This is a genomic window from Pseudoduganella sp. R-31 (genome assembly GCF_049913235.1).
GTDB lineage: Bacteria > Pseudomonadota > Gammaproteobacteria > Burkholderiales > Burkholderiaceae_D > Rugamonas.
Window position 1 is genome coordinate 3,221,049 of sequence record NZ_CP183986.1, and the last position, 16,714, is coordinate 3,237,762.

A 16,714-nucleotide genomic window follows, 5' to 3' on the forward strand; every position below is an offset into this window, starting at 1 on the left:
GCCATGCGAAAAAGATGGCGGATTGCCAGACCTGACCCCGACTTTTAATTTGTTAGGCGCCGGCCAGTTGCGGCTGGCGGGCTGGGCGTTCCTGGCTGTAACGTGCTACCGACAGGTCGTCGGCGAAGATGGCGGGGCGCTTGGCGGACATGATGTCGGCCAGCAGTTGCGCCGAGCCGCAGCTCATGGTCCAGCCCAGCGTGCCGTGGCCGGTGTTGGTGAACAGGTTGCGGATGGCGGTACGGCCTACCACGGGCGTGCCGTCCGGGGTCATCGGGCGCAGGCCGGTCCAGAAGGTGGCTTCGGCGGTGTTGCCGGCGCCCGGGAACAGGTCGTTCACCACCATTTCCAGGGTCTCGCGGCGACGCGGGTTGAGCCTGGTGTTGTAGCCGGCGATTTCCGCCATGCCGCCAACGCGGATGCGGTCGTCGAAGCGGGTCACGGCAATCTTGTACGTTTCGTCCAGGATGGTCGAGGTCGGGGCTTTGTCGCCGTCGACGATCGGCACGGTGATCGAGTAGCCTTTCAGCGGATACACCGGAATCTCGAACAGCTCTTTCAGGAACGGGGTCGAGTAGGCGCCCAGCGCCACCACGAAGGAGTCGCCTTCCACCAGCTCGGCGCCGCACTGCACGCCTTTGACCTTGTCGCCGTCGGTCACCAGCTTGTCGATCGATACGCCGTAGCGGAACTTGACGCCCAGTTCCTTCGCCATCGCTTCCAGGCGGGTGGTGAACATCTGGCAGTCGCCGGTTTCATCGTTCGGCAGGCGCAGGCCGCCGACCAGCTTGTGCTGCGATGCGGCCAGGCCTGGCTCGGCTTTCATCAGGTCGGCGCCGGTCAGCAGTTCGTAGGGCACGCCGGTTTCCTTCAGGACTTCGATGTCCTTGGCGGCGCCGTCCAGCTGGGCCTGGGTGCGGAACAGCTGGGTGGTGCCTTGCTGGCGGCCTTCGTATGCGATGCCGGTGGCGGCGCGCAGCACTTTGAAGCAGTCGCGGCTGTACTCTGCCAGGCGCACCATGCGTTCCTTGTTGATGGCGTAGGATTCGGCATTGCAGTTGCGCAGCATCTGCCACATCCACTTCAGCTGGAAGGTGGTGCCGTCGGGCGTGATGGACAGCGGCGCATGGCGCTGCAGCATCCATTTCATGGCTTTCAGCGGAATGCCCGGGGCCGCCCATGGCGAGGCGTAGCCCGGCGAAATCTGGCCGGCATTGGCGAAGCTGGTTTCCAGGGCAGGGCCCGGCTGGCGATCCAGTACGGTGACATCGTGGCCGGCCTGGGCCAGGTAATAGGCACTGGTGACGCCGATAACGCCGCTGCCAAGGATAACTACGCGCATGAATTGCCTCCGGAATATTTGTTGCGGATTATTTTGCTAGGATAACTAAGTTTTCCTAGTATTTGTTACTATATGAAGAGGCTAAAACAGTAAAAAATCATGCGAATTCAGAAAGAATCGGCCCGGGGGCTGGACAAGATTGACCGCAAAATACTGCGCATCCTGCAGGAGGATGCGCGTATTGCCATGAAGGACTTGAGCGAGCAGGTCGGGCTGTCGATCACGCCGACCATCGAGCGGGTTAAGCGCATGGAGCGCGACGGGGTGATTGCCGGCTATCACGCGCGGCTCAATCCGCGTGCGCTGGGCGCCAGCTTGCTGGTGTTTGTGGAGATCACGCTGAACCAGAAATCGGCCAGCCATTTCGAGCAGTTCCGCCGCGAGGTGCTGCGGATTCCGGAAGTGCAGGAGTGCCACCTGGTGTCGGGCGATTTCGATTACCTGATCAAGGCGCGCATCCATGAGATGGCAGAGTACCGCAAGCTGCTCGGCGACATGCTGTTGAACCTTCCGGGCGCGGCGCAATCGAAGTCCTATGTCGTCATGGAAGAAATCAAGGAAACCTTGATTTTGCCCACGGAGCCCGCTCCATAGCCGCGGGACAATGACGCTTTCTGACCAAGGAGCGTAACATGTCCTCAAACAAACCCGATCCGGTGGCGCATATGTCCGATCTGGTGGAACTGAAGCAGGAACTGCTGCTGGCGATGGAGCGGCAGAAGTCCGAAATCCTGCATTGGATGGTGATACAGACTGCAGCTAATGCGGCGCTGACTGCTGCAATCGTGAAACTGTTTGGGTGATGAGCTCACTTGGTCTAGAATGCCATTAGCCTGGACTGAGCGAACGGAGTATTTGTGCAAAGCACTTATGGAGCCGCGAGCGTCACCACACCAGCCGCCCCCGCGCCGGCTGCACCCGAGCACGCTGTGCTGTTGCGTGGCCTCGACGAACATCTTTCTTCCGACCAGAGCTTCACTTCCAACCTGGCCCGCACCGTCGGCGCCATCGCCGGCACCGAAGGCGCGCTGACCCTGGCTCAATTTGCCGCCGTGACCGACCTGGCCGGCGATGGCCGCGCTTCCGCCGTCTTCACCGCCATCATGCTGAACGCGATCGAATGCGGCATTGGCGTGGACTGGGCTTTGCAGGCCCTGGCCCGTTCCAGCCCGACCGTCGCGGAACAGGCGCGCCACAAGGCCTTTAACCTGATGAAGCCGTTGTTGGCGCTGCAAGGCACCGCCGCCCGGCCGCTGGCGCAAAAGGTCGCCAAGGCCCTGCACATCAAGCTGGCGCCGGAACAGTTGTTTGGCCTGCCGCCGGAAGAAGAGCGCCGCTTGCTCAGCAACCTGGGCAACCAGGCGCGCAAGCTCGTCAAGGGCCGCGGCCTGGCCGATGCCGTGGCCGACTTCGGCCGTGCGATGGGGCACGCCGAATTGCTGAACCATGCCCGCGGCTACAACGGGGGCTTGATGAGCCAGGAAGAGCTGCATACCGCCGTCGAGCGTGCGGTGACCACCATCTGCCAGGGGATCGAGAGTTACCGTGAGCACGAGAGTTCCCCGCTGGCCTGCGAGGCCAGTGCGGCCGGCTTGCTGGCCACCGCACAGCAATTGCGCCAGCAGGTGCAGCAGCGGCTGGCCCTGGTCGATGCGCGCATCGCCTACGAGCGCCGCATGCTGAACCAGGATATCGACGACGTCGTGCATGACGCCGGCAACGCGATCGAACTGGCGCTGGCCTGCCATCCGGAAGCCAATGAACGCGCCAGCGGCGAGCAATTCGGCAAGGAAATGGAATCGCGCCTCGACCGCGTGGTGCGGCGCAAGGAAGAAGTGCTGGACTTGCTGCAGCACGACCTGTCGCTGTTCCAGTCCGACATCCGCCTGACCCAGAGCACCGTCTTTGAGCGCCAGCACCACGCCACCCTGGCGCGGCTGATGCCGCGCATGCGCGTCGGCACCCGCCTGGCGCAGTCGGTCGACACGGCAGCCAATTTCACCCTGATGGGCAGCGCCGTGGCGGCCGCCGGTACCGGTACCGCGGCTTACCTGTTCGGCGTGGCCGTGGTGCTGCCGGTAGTGGCGCCGGCAGCGCCTTTCGTTGGCGGCGCCGTGCTGCTGGCCGGCGCCTTCAAGTGGTTCGCCGATGCCGGCCGCCGCAAGCGCTCCGAAATCCAGGATCGCCGCCGCGCCTTCGAGGAAGAGCTGCGCAAGCGCTTGCAGGAAGTACAGGCCGCTTTCGGCCGCCAGCTGGACCGGATCGCTTCCAGCTTCCACGAATCGGCCACCCAGCTGCTGACGCCGCTGATGCTCGAGGCCGAAGCTGCCGGCCGCGTGCAGGCAGTCCGCAAACGTATTGCCGATAAGGTCATTTCACAGGCCCAGGGCGCAATCTCGCGCTTGCGCTCCGCCATGGCGGCCCACGCCTGAAGTGTTGCGCGAAGGCAATGTATGTGCGTTACCGTACGAAAGTCACTGTCTTGCTTTGGTACAATAACCTGCGGACAACGCACTTTTTCAACTACTTATATAATCACGACCATGAAGACCCAGCTCTTAGCCGCCGCCATGCTGGCGCTCAGCACTTCTGCTTTCGCCACCGATGTTGGCGTTTCTGTCACCGTCGGCCAGCCAGGCTTCTACGGCCGCATCGACCTTGGCAATATGGCGCCGCCACCGGTGCTGTACCCGCAGCCAGTGATCATCCAGCGCCCGGCACGCGTCATCGCCGAGCCGCTCTACCTGCGCGTCCCGCCAGGCCATGCGAAAGATTGGGCAAAACATTGCGGCAAATACAATGCTTGCGGCCGCAATGTCTACTTCGTACGCGACGAGTGGTACACCAACGAATATGCACCGCGCTATCGCGATGACCACCGTGGCGGCGGCCGCGACTATGACCGCGATGATCGCGGCGATCGCGACGACGATCGCGGCCATGGGCACGGTCACGGCAATGGCCATGGCCATGGCAAAGGCCACGGCAAGCATTAATCCGGTAGCGTAACCGGGCCTGGCCCGCTCGCTACCGACATTTGGGAGAACTGTTTGCAGAGCAAATATGTGATCGTAGGTGGAGGGGCGGGCGGCCTGGAGCTGGCCTGCAAACTGGGCCGCAAGCTGGGCCCGCAACAGGTGATGCTGGTCGATAGCCGGCTTTACCACATCTGGAAGCCTTCGCTGCACGAGGTGGCGGCCGGTACCCTGGATATCCACCAGGAAGGCCTGTCCTACCAGATGCTGGCGCACGACAACGGCTTCACCTATGTCTATGGCGCCATGACGGCGCTGGACAGCAAGAGCAGGCACATCACCGTGGCGGCCATTACCAGCGAGGGCGGCGAGTCTGTCCTGCCGGAGCGCAGCATCGGCTACGAGTCGCTGACGATAGCCGTCGGCAGTACCTCCAACTATTTCGGCGTGCCTGGCGCGGCCGAAAACACCATTTCCCTTAACGCGACCGAAGATGCGGAACGCTTCCGCCTGACCCTGCTCAAGCTGCTGACGCGCGCCGCGCTGCAGAAAGGTGCGCAGCAGGGCGCTTCCGGCGTCGACGTCGTGATCATCGGCGGTGGTGCGACCGGCGTCGAGCTGGCGGCCGAATTGCGCGAAGCCAGCGGCGTCTACACCTCGTATGGCTTTGGCCACCTCGACCCGGTTCGCGACGTGCGCATCACCTTGCTGGAAGGCGCGCCGCGCATCCTGGCGCCCCTGCCTGAACGCGTGTCGAACGCTGCGCTGAAGCTGCTCAACGAACGCGGCATCAAGGTCGTCACCGATTGCCGCGTGACCGCGATTGCCGAAGACCATGTGTCGGTCGGCGAGCAGAGCTATCCATCGGATATCGTGGTGTGGGCGGCCGGCATCAAGGCGCCGGCCTTCCTGGCCTCGCTTGGCTTGCCGACTGCCAAGGGCGGCCAGATCGAAGTGACCGGCGAGCTGCAGGTCAAGGGCGTGCCCGGCGTGTATGCATTGGGCGATTGCGCGCAGTGCATCGGCGCCGATGGCAAGCCCGTGCCGCCGCGGGCCCAGGCTGCGCACCAGCAGGCGGACTACCTGCTGCAGACCTTCCTGCGCCAGGCAAAAGGCAAGGCGCCGCAAGGCAAGCCTTACGCCTACCGTGACTATGGTTCGCTGGTGTCGTTCGGCCAGTCGACCTCGGTCGGCAGCCTGATGGGATCGCTGCGCGGCTTCAGCTGGTTCGTCGAGGGCTTCTTCGCGCGCATGATGTACGTCAGCCTGCACCTCTTGCATCACCAGGCCGTGCTCGGGACCATCCGTACCGGCGTGCTGGCCGTGGCGCGTTTCCTTGTCAAACGGGCCACGCCGCTGGTCAAGCTGCATTGAGGGCGCTGCTCGCTGGCGCTGCCGCAGCGGCGTTGCTGGGCGGATGCTACAACCGCGCTAGCGAACTTGCCGAACTGACGCGCCACCATGCGACGGTGGCGGGCCGCGTGGCTGTCCTTGAATGCCATAACGATGGCCGGTGGTGGTATGACTTCGCGCTGGAAGGCAAGCGCCGCCGTGGCGCGGTGCACGAGCCGGGCGGCTGCAGCCAGCGCAAGCTGGGCGACACCATCACCGTGTACTACAACCCTGCGGCGCCGGACGTGCACCGCGCCGTCGCACCTGCGACGGCGTATCGGCAGGAACACGGCTTCCATGTGCCGGTCTGGCTCTGGTTTGGAATCGGCGCCCTGGCGCTGCCGCTCTCGGCCTGGATGGCGCTCAAGCGCGGCAGCAAGCGCTGATGCTCAGCTGGAGGGCGGCTTGGGCAGGGTGACGGTCAGCATGGCGCCCTGGTTGCCGTTGGCGGCCAGCAACAGCGAGCCGCCCAGGAAGATGGCGCGCTCGCGTATCATGCGCAAGCCGTGGTGTTCCTGCCAGTCGCCGTCCGCGACCGTGGGCGGCCGCAGGCCGATGCCGTCGTCCTTCACCACCAGGGCAATGCTGTCCTCCATATCGTCGACAATCACGTCGACCTTGCTGGCGCGTGCGTGGGTGGCCACGTTGCGCAAGCCTTCTTCCGCAGCGCGCAGCAGCACCACGCGGTGAGCGCGTGGACAGGCCGGTTCGTCGTCCGGCAGGCTGCAGTGGGCCTTCACCAGGTGTTCGGCGCCGAACTGGGCGACCAGCTCGCCCAGCGCCACCCGCAAGCCGAGAAATTCCAGCTTGTCGTTCCACAACTTGTGCTGCATGCCGCGGTTGGCTTCGATGATGTTGTGCAGCAGGTTCTTCATCTGGGCAGCGCGGTCGAGCAGAGCTGGCTCTTGCGGCAGCTTGGACGTCAACAGGCCGAGGTGCATGGTCAGGGCCGTCAGCGAAGAACCGAGGCTGTCGTGCATCTGGCGCGACAGGGCGCGCCGCTCTTCGTCCCAGCAATTGTTGACGTAACCCAGCAGCTCCCGCAGTTCGGCGGCGTCCGTGTGAGCAGACATATGTTTGGTGGTTCATGTTTATTGCCTTGATCATACATGAGGATGGTCGTGGGGTGGCGCACATACAGCCAGCAGTGCGCCTGTCAATCTGGCAGCTCACCAGAGGAGATGAAAAATGAAAGACGCCATTGCTTTGTTGAAACAGGACCATGCCAACGTCAAAGCCATGTTCAAGGAATTCGAGGGGCTGGGCGAACGTGCCTTTACCAGCAAAAAGAAGCTGGCCGACAAGATCTGCCTGGAACTGACCAGGCACGCCACGGCGGAAGAGGAACTCTTTTATCCGGCTGTGCGCGCAGCCTCGAAGGAGGCCGAGGACCTGGTCGACGAGGCGACAGTCGAACATTCCAGCGCCAAGGACCTGATCGCACAGATCGGCGAAATGGACCCGCATGACGAGCTGTTCGACGCCAAGGTCAAGGTGCTGGGCGAATACATCAACCACCACGTCAAGGAAGAAGAGGGTGAGATGTTCCCGCTGGCGAAGAAGGCCGAGCTTGACCTGCAAGCCCTGGCGCGCGAAATCGAAGCGCGCAAGGAGGAAATCGAGTTCGTGCCGCCGCGCATGCCGCCAGCGCGCGGCAGCCAGGCCGGACGCGTGCGTGCCTGATCAGGAGCGCATGGTGGCCGGTGCACGTGCCAGGCATTGGTCGATGGCGCGCAAGAGCTGCTCGACGTCGACCGGCTTTACCAGGTGCATGTCGAAGCCGGCATCCATCACGCGGCGCTGGTCGTCCGCCAGGCCGTAGCCGGTCAGGGCGATCAGCCGGATGTGGTGGGTCTCCGGGTTGGCGCGCATGCGGCGCGCCACTTCATAGCCATCGATGCCGGGCAGGCCGATGTCGACCAGGGCGATGTCGGGCCGATCCGCCGCTGCCTTGGCCAGGCCCTGGAAGCCGTCGGCCGCATGCTGCACCGGATAGCCGTAGCAGCCCAGCATCATGGCCATCATTTCGCGGCCGTCGTCGTTATCCTCGACCAGCAGCACGGCTGGTTTCGGCTGTTCGCTTGTGTCCATGGGGATTGCCTTTGGTTCAGTCACATGCTCGATGCAGGGCAAGTGTAGGGTGAAGGTGCTGCCTTCGCCCGGGCCGTCGCTTTCAGCATACACATTGCCGCCATGTAGTTCCACCAGCCGCCGCACCAGCGACAGCCCGATGCCGAGGCCGCCTTGCGCACGGTCCAGCGTGCTGGCCCCTTGCACGAAGACGTCAAACACCTGGGGTAGCAGTTCGGCCGAAATCCCGACGCCGCTGTCGTGCACGCTGATCGTCACCTCGCCATCGTCCACGTCGCTAAGCAGTTCAATGCGCCCGCCGGGCGGCGTGTATTTCAGCGCGTTGTCCAGCAGGTTGCTGATGACTTGTTCAAGGCGCGTCGCGTCGCCATTGACCCAGCAGGGCGCGATGTCGACGGCCACGTGATAGTCATCAAGCCGGCCGGTGGCGCGAAAGGTTTCCAGCGTGGTCCTGAGCAGGGCCGACAGATCGAGCGGCAGGCGATTGAGCAGGATCTTGCCCGACATGGCACGACTGAGGTCAAGCAAGTCGTCCACGATACGGCCCAGGTGCCGGCTCTGGCGCTGGATGATTTTTTTCGCGTGGCTCACGCTGTCCGCGTTCACGCCCGGCAAGCCGATCAGCGAAGCGGCGCTGCTGATGGCCGACAGGGGGTTGCGCAACTCATGGCCCAGCATGGCGAGGAATTCGTCCTTGGCGTGGCTGGCGCGCTCGGCGGTCTTGCGTTCCTCGATCTCGCGCAGCAGGCGCTGGTTGCTGGCGATCAGGTCGGTGGTGCGCTGGCTTAGCTGGCGCGCCTGGCGCCGCAGCTCTTCGTTCTTGGTGGCGAGCGAGACGAACACGCTGATCTTGGCATACAGGACTTGCGGGATCACCGGCGTGAACAGGAAATCGACCGCGCCTTTCTGGTAGGCCTTCAGGCGGTCCAGTTCATCGGCCACGAAGGCAGTGATGAAGATGATGGGAATGTCCGATGAACGCGGGCGCTGGTGGATCGCTTCCGCCGTTTCAAAGCCGTCCATGCCCGGCATGTTCACATCAAGCAGGATCACCGCGAAGTCGTGCGTGAGCACTTCGCGCAAGGCTTCCTCGCCAGAGCGTGCGGCGACGACTTCGTAGCTCTCTTGCGCTGCCCACTGCTCAAGCAGGTTGGTCAGCGCGAAGAGACTGTTGGCGTCGTCATTGACGACGAGGATCTTGGGCTTGTCCACCAGTCTGATCATAGCCGTGCCCCTTTACTGTGTCAAAAGAACACATGCCAATCGAACACGTCCTGTGTACGCACGCGCACAGTCAGGCGGCAGCCCTGCTGCCATAGTGAAAACTCGTCCAATGGAGGAGTGACCATGAATATCGACACCATCGTTGACAAAGAGTATGTGGACAAGAGTTTCCGTGAATTGGCCGATGCTCCCGTGAGCGCCTTGCGCGGCCTGAGCCCGAAAGATGCCAAGGCACTGCATGCCGCGTTCGGCGTGAGCACCGTGCGCGAATTTGCGCAGCTCAATTTCGTGCGCTGGGCATGTGCCATTTCAATCCTGGCCGACGAAGAACAACTGGCGCCTGCCGAAAAGGCCAAGGAAGAATTGCTGGACGATGCAGTCGAAATGACTTTCCCGGCCAGCGATCCGATCTCGGTCGATGCCGGTATCACGCGCATTGAAGTGGCGCCGGAGAAAGTCGACGCACAGCAAGACCACCAGCACGCCGGCAAGGTTGAGGAGTCGACAGAGATTGGCCGCGAGGCGGAAACCACGTCGTGACGGCCTGGCGGCCTGGCCTTGCAGGCCGCCCGCATCGGCTGCCGGCATCACGCAGCCGTGACCTGCGCCTGCGGCGAAAGCGCCGCGTCGGTGTGCGCGGCCGCGCAATAGCGGTTCTTGCCGGTGCGCTTGGCTTCGTACAGCGCGGCATCGGCCACATGCATCAGGTTGTCGACCGTGCTGGCATCGTCAGGGTAGAGCGCGATGCCAAGGCTGGTCGATAGCTGCAGCGTCAGGCCATTCACCATATAAGGCTGGGCCACCACCTCGATCAGCTTGCTGGCCGGCTCTTGCGCATCGGCCAGGGTGCCGACATCGCCCAGCACGATCACGAATTCATCACCGCCGATGCGCGCCACCGTATCTTCCTTGCGCGCGGAGTTGACCAGGCGCTGCGCTACCTGTTTGAGGATTTCATCGCCATAGGCGTGGCCATGGGTATCGTTGACGGCCTTGAAGCCGTCGAGGTCGAGGTACATGACCGCGGCGCGGCGTTGCTGGCGCGCGGCGTGTTGCAGGGCGGTAGCAATGCGGTCTTCCAGCAAGCGGCGATTGGGCAGGCCGGTCAGCGGGTCGTGCAGCGCCAGTTCCTGCTGTTGCTTGCTGTAGGAGGCGAGCTCCTTGTACAGCAGGCGCACTTCCAGCATATTGTGGATGCGCTTGTGCACTTCGAGCAGGTCGAAGGGCTTGCTGATGAAGTCGCGGGCGCCGGCCTCCAGCGCCGCGATCTTGAAGCTGGGCTGGGCCGTCAGGGCCAGCACCGGGAGGTAGCCCTCCTGCTCGATTTCCTTCAGGCCTTTCATGACCTGGAAACCATTCAGTTCCGGCATTTGCAGGTCGAGCAAGATCAGATCGTAACGATGCTGGCGGTGCAGGGGGCAAACCTGCTCCGGCAACATGGTGGCCGTCACATTGGTGTAACCGGCATCGCGCAGGATCTCCAACATCAGGTCGATGTTGTCGGCGCAATCGTCAACTACCAAGATCTTGGCATTCAGGATCTCATCAGGGCTTGGCATGGCGGTCTCGGGAACTGGACTCTCAGTGTATCTTGCGACAGTTTGCCGCGGCGCACGTGTCATTAACCAGTCTAGCAAAGATTTCGCCAGTTTCTTGTAGGACATTTTCCCGTGCTAGGGTAGTCCTCAACCACTCTTGCTGGCATGGCAGACGCGCTCAATAGTGGCTACCAGTTCAGAAGGTTCTATGGGTTTGGGCACATGGTCAAGGAAGCCTGATTCGAGCGCAGTGAGGCGGTCTTCCGGCCGGGCGAAGGCGGTGAGGGCGATGGCGGGCAGGGCGCCGCCGCGGGCGGGGCCGAGCGCGCGAATGCGTGACAACAATTCAAATCCGTCCACATCGGGCATGCCGATGTCGCTGACCAGCAAGTCATAGCGGCTGGCGCGGGCCAGGGCAACGGCTTCGGCGGCATTGGCCGCTGGCTGCACCTCGCAGTTGCAATCCCGCAATATCCGGCTGATCAATTCGCGCGCATCGGCTTCGTCGTCCACCAGCAACACTTTCAGGCCGCCCAGGTCGCGCAAGCCCAGGTCGGGCAGGGGCACGCTCTCGCTGCGCGGCGGGCTGTGCATGCGCGCGGCGCGGATCTCGCCGCTGGCCAGCGGCAGCCGCACGCTGAAGCTGGAGCCCATGCCTTCGCCTTCGCTGGCTGCCGAGACCGTGCCACCGTGCTGCTCCACCAGGTGCTTGACGATGGACAGGCCCAGCCCGAGCCCGCCGTGCCGCCGCGTGGTCGAGGCGTCGGCCTGGCGGAAACGCTCGAAGACATAGGGCAGGAATTCGTGGCGGATGCCCAGGCCGTTGTCGGTGACCGTGATGTCGACGTGGCCTTCATGCGCCCAGATCGAAGCGCGCACCGTGCCGCCGCGCGGCGTGAACTTGAGCGCGTTGGTGAGCAGGTTCCATACCACCTGCTGCAGGCGGTTGGCGTCGCCCGCCACGTGGCCGGTGGAGGAGAAGTCGCGTTCCAGGCGGATGCCCTTGGCTTCGGCGGCCGGGCGCACCGCATCCAGCGCGGCATCGACCACTACGGAAGGCAGCAGCAGCTTCATGTCCAGCAGGACTTTGCCGGAAGTGATGCGGCCCATGTCCAGCAAGTCCTCGATCAGCTGGGCCTGGGCGCGTGCGTTGCGCTCGATGGTTTCCAGGCCGCGCAACTGTTCTTCCGGCGTGCGGTTGCCGCGCCGCAGAACCTGCGCCCAGCCGAGGATGGCGGTCAGCGGCGTGCGCAGTTCGTGCGACAGCGTGGCCAGGAATTCGTCCTTCATCTGGCTGCTGCGCTCGGCTTCGGCGCGCGCGTTGCGTTCGCGGTCCAGCAGCACCTTGCGTTCTTCGGCGGCGCGCTGGGCGGCGTCGACCATGCGCGCATTGTCGATCGCGATGCCGGCCTGCGCGGCCACGCCGCTGACGATGCGCTCGGTGCGCTCGTTGAACATATTCGGTTCGGGGTGGCCGAAAAACAGCGTGCCGACCACTTCGCCGGCGCGGGCCAGCACCGGCACGGCCAGGCCGCTGCGCACTTGCGGATGCGGCAGTCCCTGGAAGTCGTCCGGCGGAGCGCCCGACAGCGTGTGCATGGCCTGCTTGGCGTCGTCGCCATCGGCGCCATGGTAGAAGAAGGCGCCAAAGCGCGCGCCGGAAATGCTGGTGGCGGCATCGGTGACATCCTGCAACAGCGAATGCAGGTCGCGGTTCTGCACCAGGGCGGTGCCGGTGCTGTTCAGCAGCTCCAGGATATTGGTTTCATCGCGCAGCTGCTCCTGCACCCGCTTGACCTGGTCGACGTCGGTGCTGGTGCCGAACCAGCGCAGGATGCGGCCGCTGGCGTCGCGCATGGGGTTGGCGCGCGTCAGGAACCAGCGGTACTGGCCATCGCGCGCGCGGATCGGGAATTCCATTTCGAAAGGGCGGCCGGTTTCCACCGAGAGGCGCCAGTGCGCCAGCATGGCGGGGATGGCTTCCGGCGCATACACCTGGCGCCAGCCATCGCCCAGCATGTGCTGGTCGTCCGTGCCGGTGTATTCCTGCCAGCGCTCGTTGTACCACATCATGGCGCCATCGCTGCTGGCGATCCAGGCCAGTTGCGGAATGCTGTTGGCCAGCGCTCGCAATTCCTCTTCGCTGTTGCGCAGGGCGTCTTCGGTGGACTTGCGCGCCGTGATGTCCTGCATCATGCCGATCACGCCGCGCAGCTGGCCATCTTCGCTGAAATCGCCATGGCCGATCACGGACAGCCAGCAGGTCGCGCCATCGCGGTGGCGGATGCGGCATTCGACATTGAAATCGCGCCGCGCCTGGACGGCATCGGTGAAGGCCTGTTCGACCACCTCGAAATCCTGCGCTGCAATGCGGTCGCGCAGCACCGGCCAGGTAATCGGGATCTCGGCTGGCAGCTCGAAGATTTCCGCCGCGCGGCGGCCCAGGCGCACCAGGTTGGTGGCGGCATTCCATTCCCAGTCGCCGAGGCGGCCGGCGGCCAGCGCCACTTGCAGGCGGTTGGTGCTTTCGCGCAGGCCGCGTTCGTGCAGCTTGCGCTGGTGGATGTCGAGCAGCAGGCAGGTCATGCCCAGCGGCGATGGCCAGGCGCGTACTTCCAGCCAGCGCTGGCTGGGCTGGTAAAGCAGTTCGCAGGTGGCGGGCAAGCCCTGTTCGAGGGTGCGGCGCAGCGGCGCCTCCAGCGCGCCGCCAGCCAGGGCCGGAAAGGCGCGCCACAAAAGCTGGCCGCGCGGATCGTGCAGCACGGGAACCTGCGGCTGCAGCATGTCGGCCGCTTTCGGGTTCAGGTATTGGACGGTCCAGTCCCTGGCAATGACGGCAAAGCCGTCACCCATGCTATCCAGTACGTTGTGCGTGCGGGGATCGGGACTCATAACGTTCGATTGTAGCCTTGACAAGCAACTTGCCGACGCACTATTGCTTAGTGCAAACCTTGCAATACCTGCTGGAGCTGCTCGATGTCATACGGCTTTTGCATCGATACGGCGGGGAAGTCAAGGTGGCTGGTCAAAGACTGGCTGTAGCCGGACGCAAAGATGATGCGCAGGCGTGGCTGGCGCTTGAGGGCGGTGCGGCCCAGTTCGACGCCGCTCATGCCGGGCAGGCTGACGTCGCTGAACAGTACGTCATACTCCCGCTCGGCCAGCAGTTCGAGCGCGGCTTCGCCGTTGGCTGCTGCGCTGACCTCATGGCCGAAGGCGCGCAGCATTTCGCACACGAGGTATTGGGCGTCCTGGTTATCTTCCACCACCAGGATGCGCAAGTGGCCGTCATTGGCAGCGGCGGCGGGCAAGGGCGCAGCGCTGGCCGGGGCCAGCGTGCACAAAATGCCGACAACCGCGCCATCGGCTTCGCGCACGGGGGTGTAATGCAGGTCGAAGCTTGCTTCGGCCATGCGGCCGTCGCGCCACAGCTTGAGCGGCTGGCGCGGAAAGACCAGGCTTTGCCCGGCCCAGGCTTGTTCGATCGCCGGCGGGTTCCAGCTCCAGGCCGAAGGTGGCACGGCAGGGACGGTGCCGCCGGGCGGCACTGCGCTGGCGGTGCCGACATTGCTGGCGTAGGCCTGGTTGTAGAGCATGACTTGCCGGCGGCTCCACATCAGCAGCATCGGCAGCGGCGTATTGAGCATGATGTCCAGCACCAGGCGCAAGGCCTGGGGCCAGGTCTCCTGCGGGCCGAGGTCGGCGCGCGACCAGTCCTGGGTTGCCATGCTTTCACCTGCGATTTGCGCCATGTTGTATCAGTGCCGGGATGTCAATATGGGCAATGCTACACCAAGGACGACAAAAAAAAAGGCCCGCTATCTGCGGGCCCGAATTCTATTTTCTTGGAGGAGAATAGAGGAGACAGGTGAATGATGCTGCATCGCGGAATAAAGATCCAATTTCGATTCATGATGAGAGAAATAAGTTTCATGAATGAAGTAATAATGTCTGGAAGGCAATAAAAGAAAATGTTTCGCGAGACTGGACAAGCGGGAAACACCCACATATAATGCTGCCTCCTTGCACAGGATACTGCGCAGGAAAGAGCCGGAAACGCTGGTTTCGCCTTGGAAAGTTGAGTAGAACGTAAGCTTTCCAAAACGAAATTCATGCGATATAATCCTGCTTCTTAAGCGGCTGTAGCTCAGCTGGATAGAGTACTTGGCTACGAACCAAGGGGTCGTGGGTTCGATTCCTGCCAGCCGCGCCAGAATTTGTTGTAGAAGTTTGTGCCCTTTGCTGTCGAGCGAAGGGAGTAGCAGGAAGTTGGTAGTATGCATAACTGACTGTTATAATTTAGTTTTTGCGGCTGTAGCTCAGCTGGATAGAGTACTTGGCTACGAACCAAGGGGTCGTGGGTTCGATTCCTGCCAGCCGCGCCAGATTTTGTAAGTGTTGTACCCGCCGCTGTCGAGTGGCGAGGAAAAAGCAGTTTTTGCGGCTGTAGCTCAGCTGGATAGAGTACTTGGCTACGAACCAAGGGGTCGTGGGTTCGATTCCTGCCAGCCGCGCCAAATTGAAAGGGTCCATACCGGGAGGTGTGGACCCTTTTTCCTTTTTGCCGTTTGCGGCATATACTTCAGGCATGAACCAGCTCACCCATGCCACCGGCGCCGCCGTCCTGCTGCTCGCTTCGGCCAGCGCCTTTGCCGCCGCCACCGTCAGTTTTGTCGATATCGGCAAGATGACCGACGTGCCGCACGACTTCCAGAAGCGCGAAGACATGCAGTTCCTGTTCCGCGAACACCTCGCGCAGCTGTCGGAAAAACTGCCGGCAGGGCAGGTGCTGAAAGTCGATTTTCTCGACATCGACCTGGCCGGCGATGAATTTCCCCGCGTCGCCGTGCGCGACATCCGGGTACTGAAAGGCCAGGCCGACTGGCCGCGCATGCACCTGCGCTACAGCATCGAGCAGGATGGCAAGGTCATCAGCAGTGGCGAAAGCAAGCTGTCCGACCCCGGCTACCTGATGGGCACAAACAGCTACGACCGCGACCTGTACGGCCACGAAAAGCAAATGCTCGACGATTGGTTCCGCAAGGAAGTCCTCAAGCAGCGCTGACCCGCGTCATGTCCGTGCCCTGAAAACCAGGCCGGCCAGCAGCTTGCACAGTTCATCAAAAAGGTTGGGTTCCTTGTTGTTCATTTGCGTTTCCTTTCTACTAAAGGTCTAAGTAAGCGCATTGTGAACTGTTTCATTGTTGGGATAAATGCTTATAATTGAATTGAGTATCCCAAAAATGGAGCAATGAATGGATAGGCTGCACCATATGCGCCTTTTTGTCGAGGTCGCCAAGCGCAAGAGTTTCCGCGCCGCGGCCGAGGCGCTGGACATGTCGAATTCCACCCTGTCGCGCAATATCGCGGAACTGGAAAAGTCCATCGGGCTGCGCCTGCTGCACCGCTCGACGCGCAAGGTGGAACTGACCGAGGCCGGCGAAGCCTATTTCAAGCGCTGCCAGGGCATCGTGGAAGAAGCCATGAGCGCCCACGAGGCGCTGCTGGACTGGTCGGAAAAGCCCGCCGGCATCCTGCGCGTGACCATGACTTCCAGTTTCGGCGTCGGCTACCTGGCGCCGGTGCTGACGGAATTCGCCGACATGTACCCCGACATCAAGATGGAGTTCGATATCTCGTCGCGCACCGTGGACCTGCAGTCGGAACCTTTTGACGTGGCGATCCGCATGGGCCAGCCGCCGACCGCGCCTTCGACGCTGGTGGTGCGGCGCATTGCGATGATGCCGCGCTACCTGTACGCTTCACCGGTCTACCTGGCCAGGATGCCGCCGCTGGAACACGCCTGCGACCTGGTGCAGCACACCATGTGCGGCCGCTCCTTCTCCAGCCGGCTGCCCGATATCTGGCGCAAGCTGTATCGCGGCGAGGAAGTGGTGGAGGTGATGGCACACTCGCGCTACGCCACCAATAGCGCGGCGCTCAGCATGTCGTTTGCGGCCAATGGCCTGTGCATTTCGGCGCTGGACCCGCTGCTGGCGAAGCAGGAAGTGCAGGCCGGCCGCCTGCAGCGCGTGCTGCCGGACTGGCATATGGAGCCGATCATGGTGCATGCGTTGACAGAAACGCGCCACCTGCCGGCGCGCACGCGGCTGTTCATCGACTTCCTGCGCCAGCGCCTGGGGGCGGGTTAG

Annotated in this window: 16 protein-coding genes and 3 tRNA genes; 13 read left to right on the forward strand and 6 right to left on the reverse strand. The window is 63.1% G+C overall.

Annotated elements, in window-relative coordinates; translation table 11 throughout:
* Positions 1-52: 52 nt before the first annotated feature.
* Positions 53-1,342, reverse strand: a complete 1,290-nt coding sequence (locus ACN9MY_RS14775) for a D-amino acid dehydrogenase (RefSeq protein ID WP_426323315.1) — start codon at positions 1,340-1,342, stop codon at positions 53-55.
* 99 nt (positions 1,343-1,441) lie between these two features.
* Between ACN9MY_RS14775 and ACN9MY_RS14780 the strand changes: the two genes are divergently transcribed.
* The 6 genes from ACN9MY_RS14780 to ACN9MY_RS14805 all read left to right on the forward strand — a co-directional run bounded on the left by ACN9MY_RS14780 (position 1,442) and on the right by ACN9MY_RS14805 (position 6,095).
* The gene (locus ACN9MY_RS14780; protein ID WP_055926035.1) at positions 1,442-1,936 is read left to right on the forward strand and encodes an Lrp/AsnC ligand binding domain-containing protein; all 495 of its coding nucleotides are present in this window, start codon (positions 1,442-1,444) and stop codon (positions 1,934-1,936) included.
* 38 nt (positions 1,937-1,974) lie between these two features.
* Positions 1,975-2,145 (forward strand): hypothetical protein, encoded by a 171-nt coding sequence (locus ACN9MY_RS14785; protein WP_426171745.1) that lies wholly within the window; start codon positions 1,975-1,977, stop codon positions 2,143-2,145.
* A gap of 54 nt (positions 2,146-2,199) precedes the next feature.
* A complete protein-coding gene (locus ACN9MY_RS14790) occupies positions 2,200-3,774 on the forward strand; it encodes a hypothetical protein (RefSeq protein WP_426171747.1) in 1,575 nt (524 codons plus the stop codon).
* A gap of 111 nt (positions 3,775-3,885) precedes the next feature.
* A complete protein-coding gene (locus tag ACN9MY_RS14795; protein ID WP_426171749.1) occupies positions 3,886-4,338 on the forward strand; it encodes a hypothetical protein in 453 nt (150 codons plus the stop codon).
* A 54-nt stretch (positions 4,339-4,392) separates the two neighbouring features.
* On the forward strand, positions 4,393-5,691 hold the full coding sequence (locus ACN9MY_RS14800; RefSeq protein WP_426337557.1) for an NAD(P)/FAD-dependent oxidoreductase: 1,299 nt from the start codon (positions 4,393-4,395) through the stop codon (positions 5,689-5,691).
* On the forward strand, positions 5,688-6,095 hold the full coding sequence (locus tag ACN9MY_RS14805) for a hypothetical protein (RefSeq protein ID WP_426171751.1): 408 nt from the start codon (positions 5,688-5,690) through the stop codon (positions 6,093-6,095). The genes ACN9MY_RS14800 and ACN9MY_RS14805 overlap by 4 nt, the downstream gene beginning before the upstream one ends.
* Positions 6,096-6,098: 3 nt before the next feature.
* Here the strand turns inward: ACN9MY_RS14805 and ACN9MY_RS14810 are convergent, their stop codons facing one another.
* Positions 6,099-6,782, reverse strand: a complete 684-nt coding sequence (locus ACN9MY_RS14810) for a sensor histidine kinase (RefSeq protein WP_426323321.1) — start codon at positions 6,780-6,782, stop codon at positions 6,099-6,101.
* 115 nt (positions 6,783-6,897) lie between these two features.
* On the opposite strand from ACN9MY_RS14810, the gene ACN9MY_RS14815 reads away from it, so the two are divergent.
* Positions 6,898-7,392 carry a hemerythrin domain-containing protein gene (locus ACN9MY_RS14815; protein WP_426171755.1) on the forward strand — a complete coding sequence of 165 codons (495 nt, stop codon included), beginning with the start codon at positions 6,898-6,900 and terminating at the stop codon, positions 7,390-7,392.
* On the opposite strand, the gene ACN9MY_RS14820 is transcribed toward ACN9MY_RS14815, so the two are convergent.
* Positions 7,393-9,024: a response regulator gene (locus ACN9MY_RS14820; protein WP_426323323.1), complete on the reverse strand. Its 1,632-nt coding sequence runs from the start codon at positions 9,022-9,024 to the stop codon at positions 7,393-7,395.
* Positions 9,025-9,147: 123 nt separating this feature from the next.
* On the opposite strand from ACN9MY_RS14820, the gene ACN9MY_RS14825 reads away from it, so the two are divergent.
* The gene (locus ACN9MY_RS14825) at positions 9,148-9,564 is read left to right on the forward strand and encodes a hypothetical protein (protein WP_426171757.1); all 417 of its coding nucleotides are present in this window, start codon (positions 9,148-9,150) and stop codon (positions 9,562-9,564) included.
* 47 nt (positions 9,565-9,611) lie between these two features.
* On the opposite strand, the gene ACN9MY_RS14830 is transcribed toward ACN9MY_RS14825, so the two are convergent.
* From ACN9MY_RS14830 to ACN9MY_RS14840, 3 genes are all read right to left on the reverse strand, one after another.
* Positions 9,612-10,583: a diguanylate cyclase domain-containing protein gene (locus tag ACN9MY_RS14830; RefSeq protein ID WP_426337558.1), complete on the reverse strand. Its 972-nt coding sequence runs from the start codon at positions 10,581-10,583 to the stop codon at positions 9,612-9,614.
* A gap of 126 nt (positions 10,584-10,709) precedes the next feature.
* Entirely contained in the window at positions 10,710-13,454 is a 2,745-nt protein-coding gene (locus tag ACN9MY_RS14835; RefSeq protein WP_426171760.1) for an ATP-binding protein, read from the reverse strand.
* A gap of 47 nt (positions 13,455-13,501) precedes the next feature.
* Positions 13,502-14,290, reverse strand: coding sequence for a response regulator (locus tag ACN9MY_RS14840; protein ID WP_426171762.1), 789 nt, complete (start codon positions 14,288-14,290; stop codon positions 13,502-13,504).
* 408 nt (positions 14,291-14,698) lie between these two features.
* Here ACN9MY_RS14840 and ACN9MY_RS14845 point away from each other — a divergent pair.
* The 5 genes from ACN9MY_RS14845 (at position 14,699) to ACN9MY_RS14865 (ending at position 16,714) form a co-directional block, all read left to right on the forward strand.
* Positions 14,699-14,775: transfer RNA gene (locus ACN9MY_RS14845), tRNA-Arg, on the forward strand.
* A 95-nt stretch (positions 14,776-14,870) separates the two neighbouring features.
* Positions 14,871-14,947: transfer RNA gene (locus tag ACN9MY_RS14850), tRNA-Arg, on the forward strand.
* A gap of 55 nt (positions 14,948-15,002) precedes the next feature.
* A tRNA-Arg gene (locus ACN9MY_RS14855) sits at positions 15,003-15,079 on the forward strand.
* 71 nt (positions 15,080-15,150) lie between these two features.
* Positions 15,151-15,627 (forward strand): DUF3016 domain-containing protein, encoded by a 477-nt coding sequence (locus ACN9MY_RS14860; protein ID WP_426337559.1) that lies wholly within the window; start codon positions 15,151-15,153, stop codon positions 15,625-15,627.
* A gap of 190 nt (positions 15,628-15,817) precedes the next feature.
* Positions 15,818-16,714 carry a LysR family transcriptional regulator gene (locus ACN9MY_RS14865; protein ID WP_426171768.1) on the forward strand — a complete coding sequence of 299 codons (897 nt, stop codon included), beginning with the start codon at positions 15,818-15,820 and terminating at the stop codon, positions 16,712-16,714.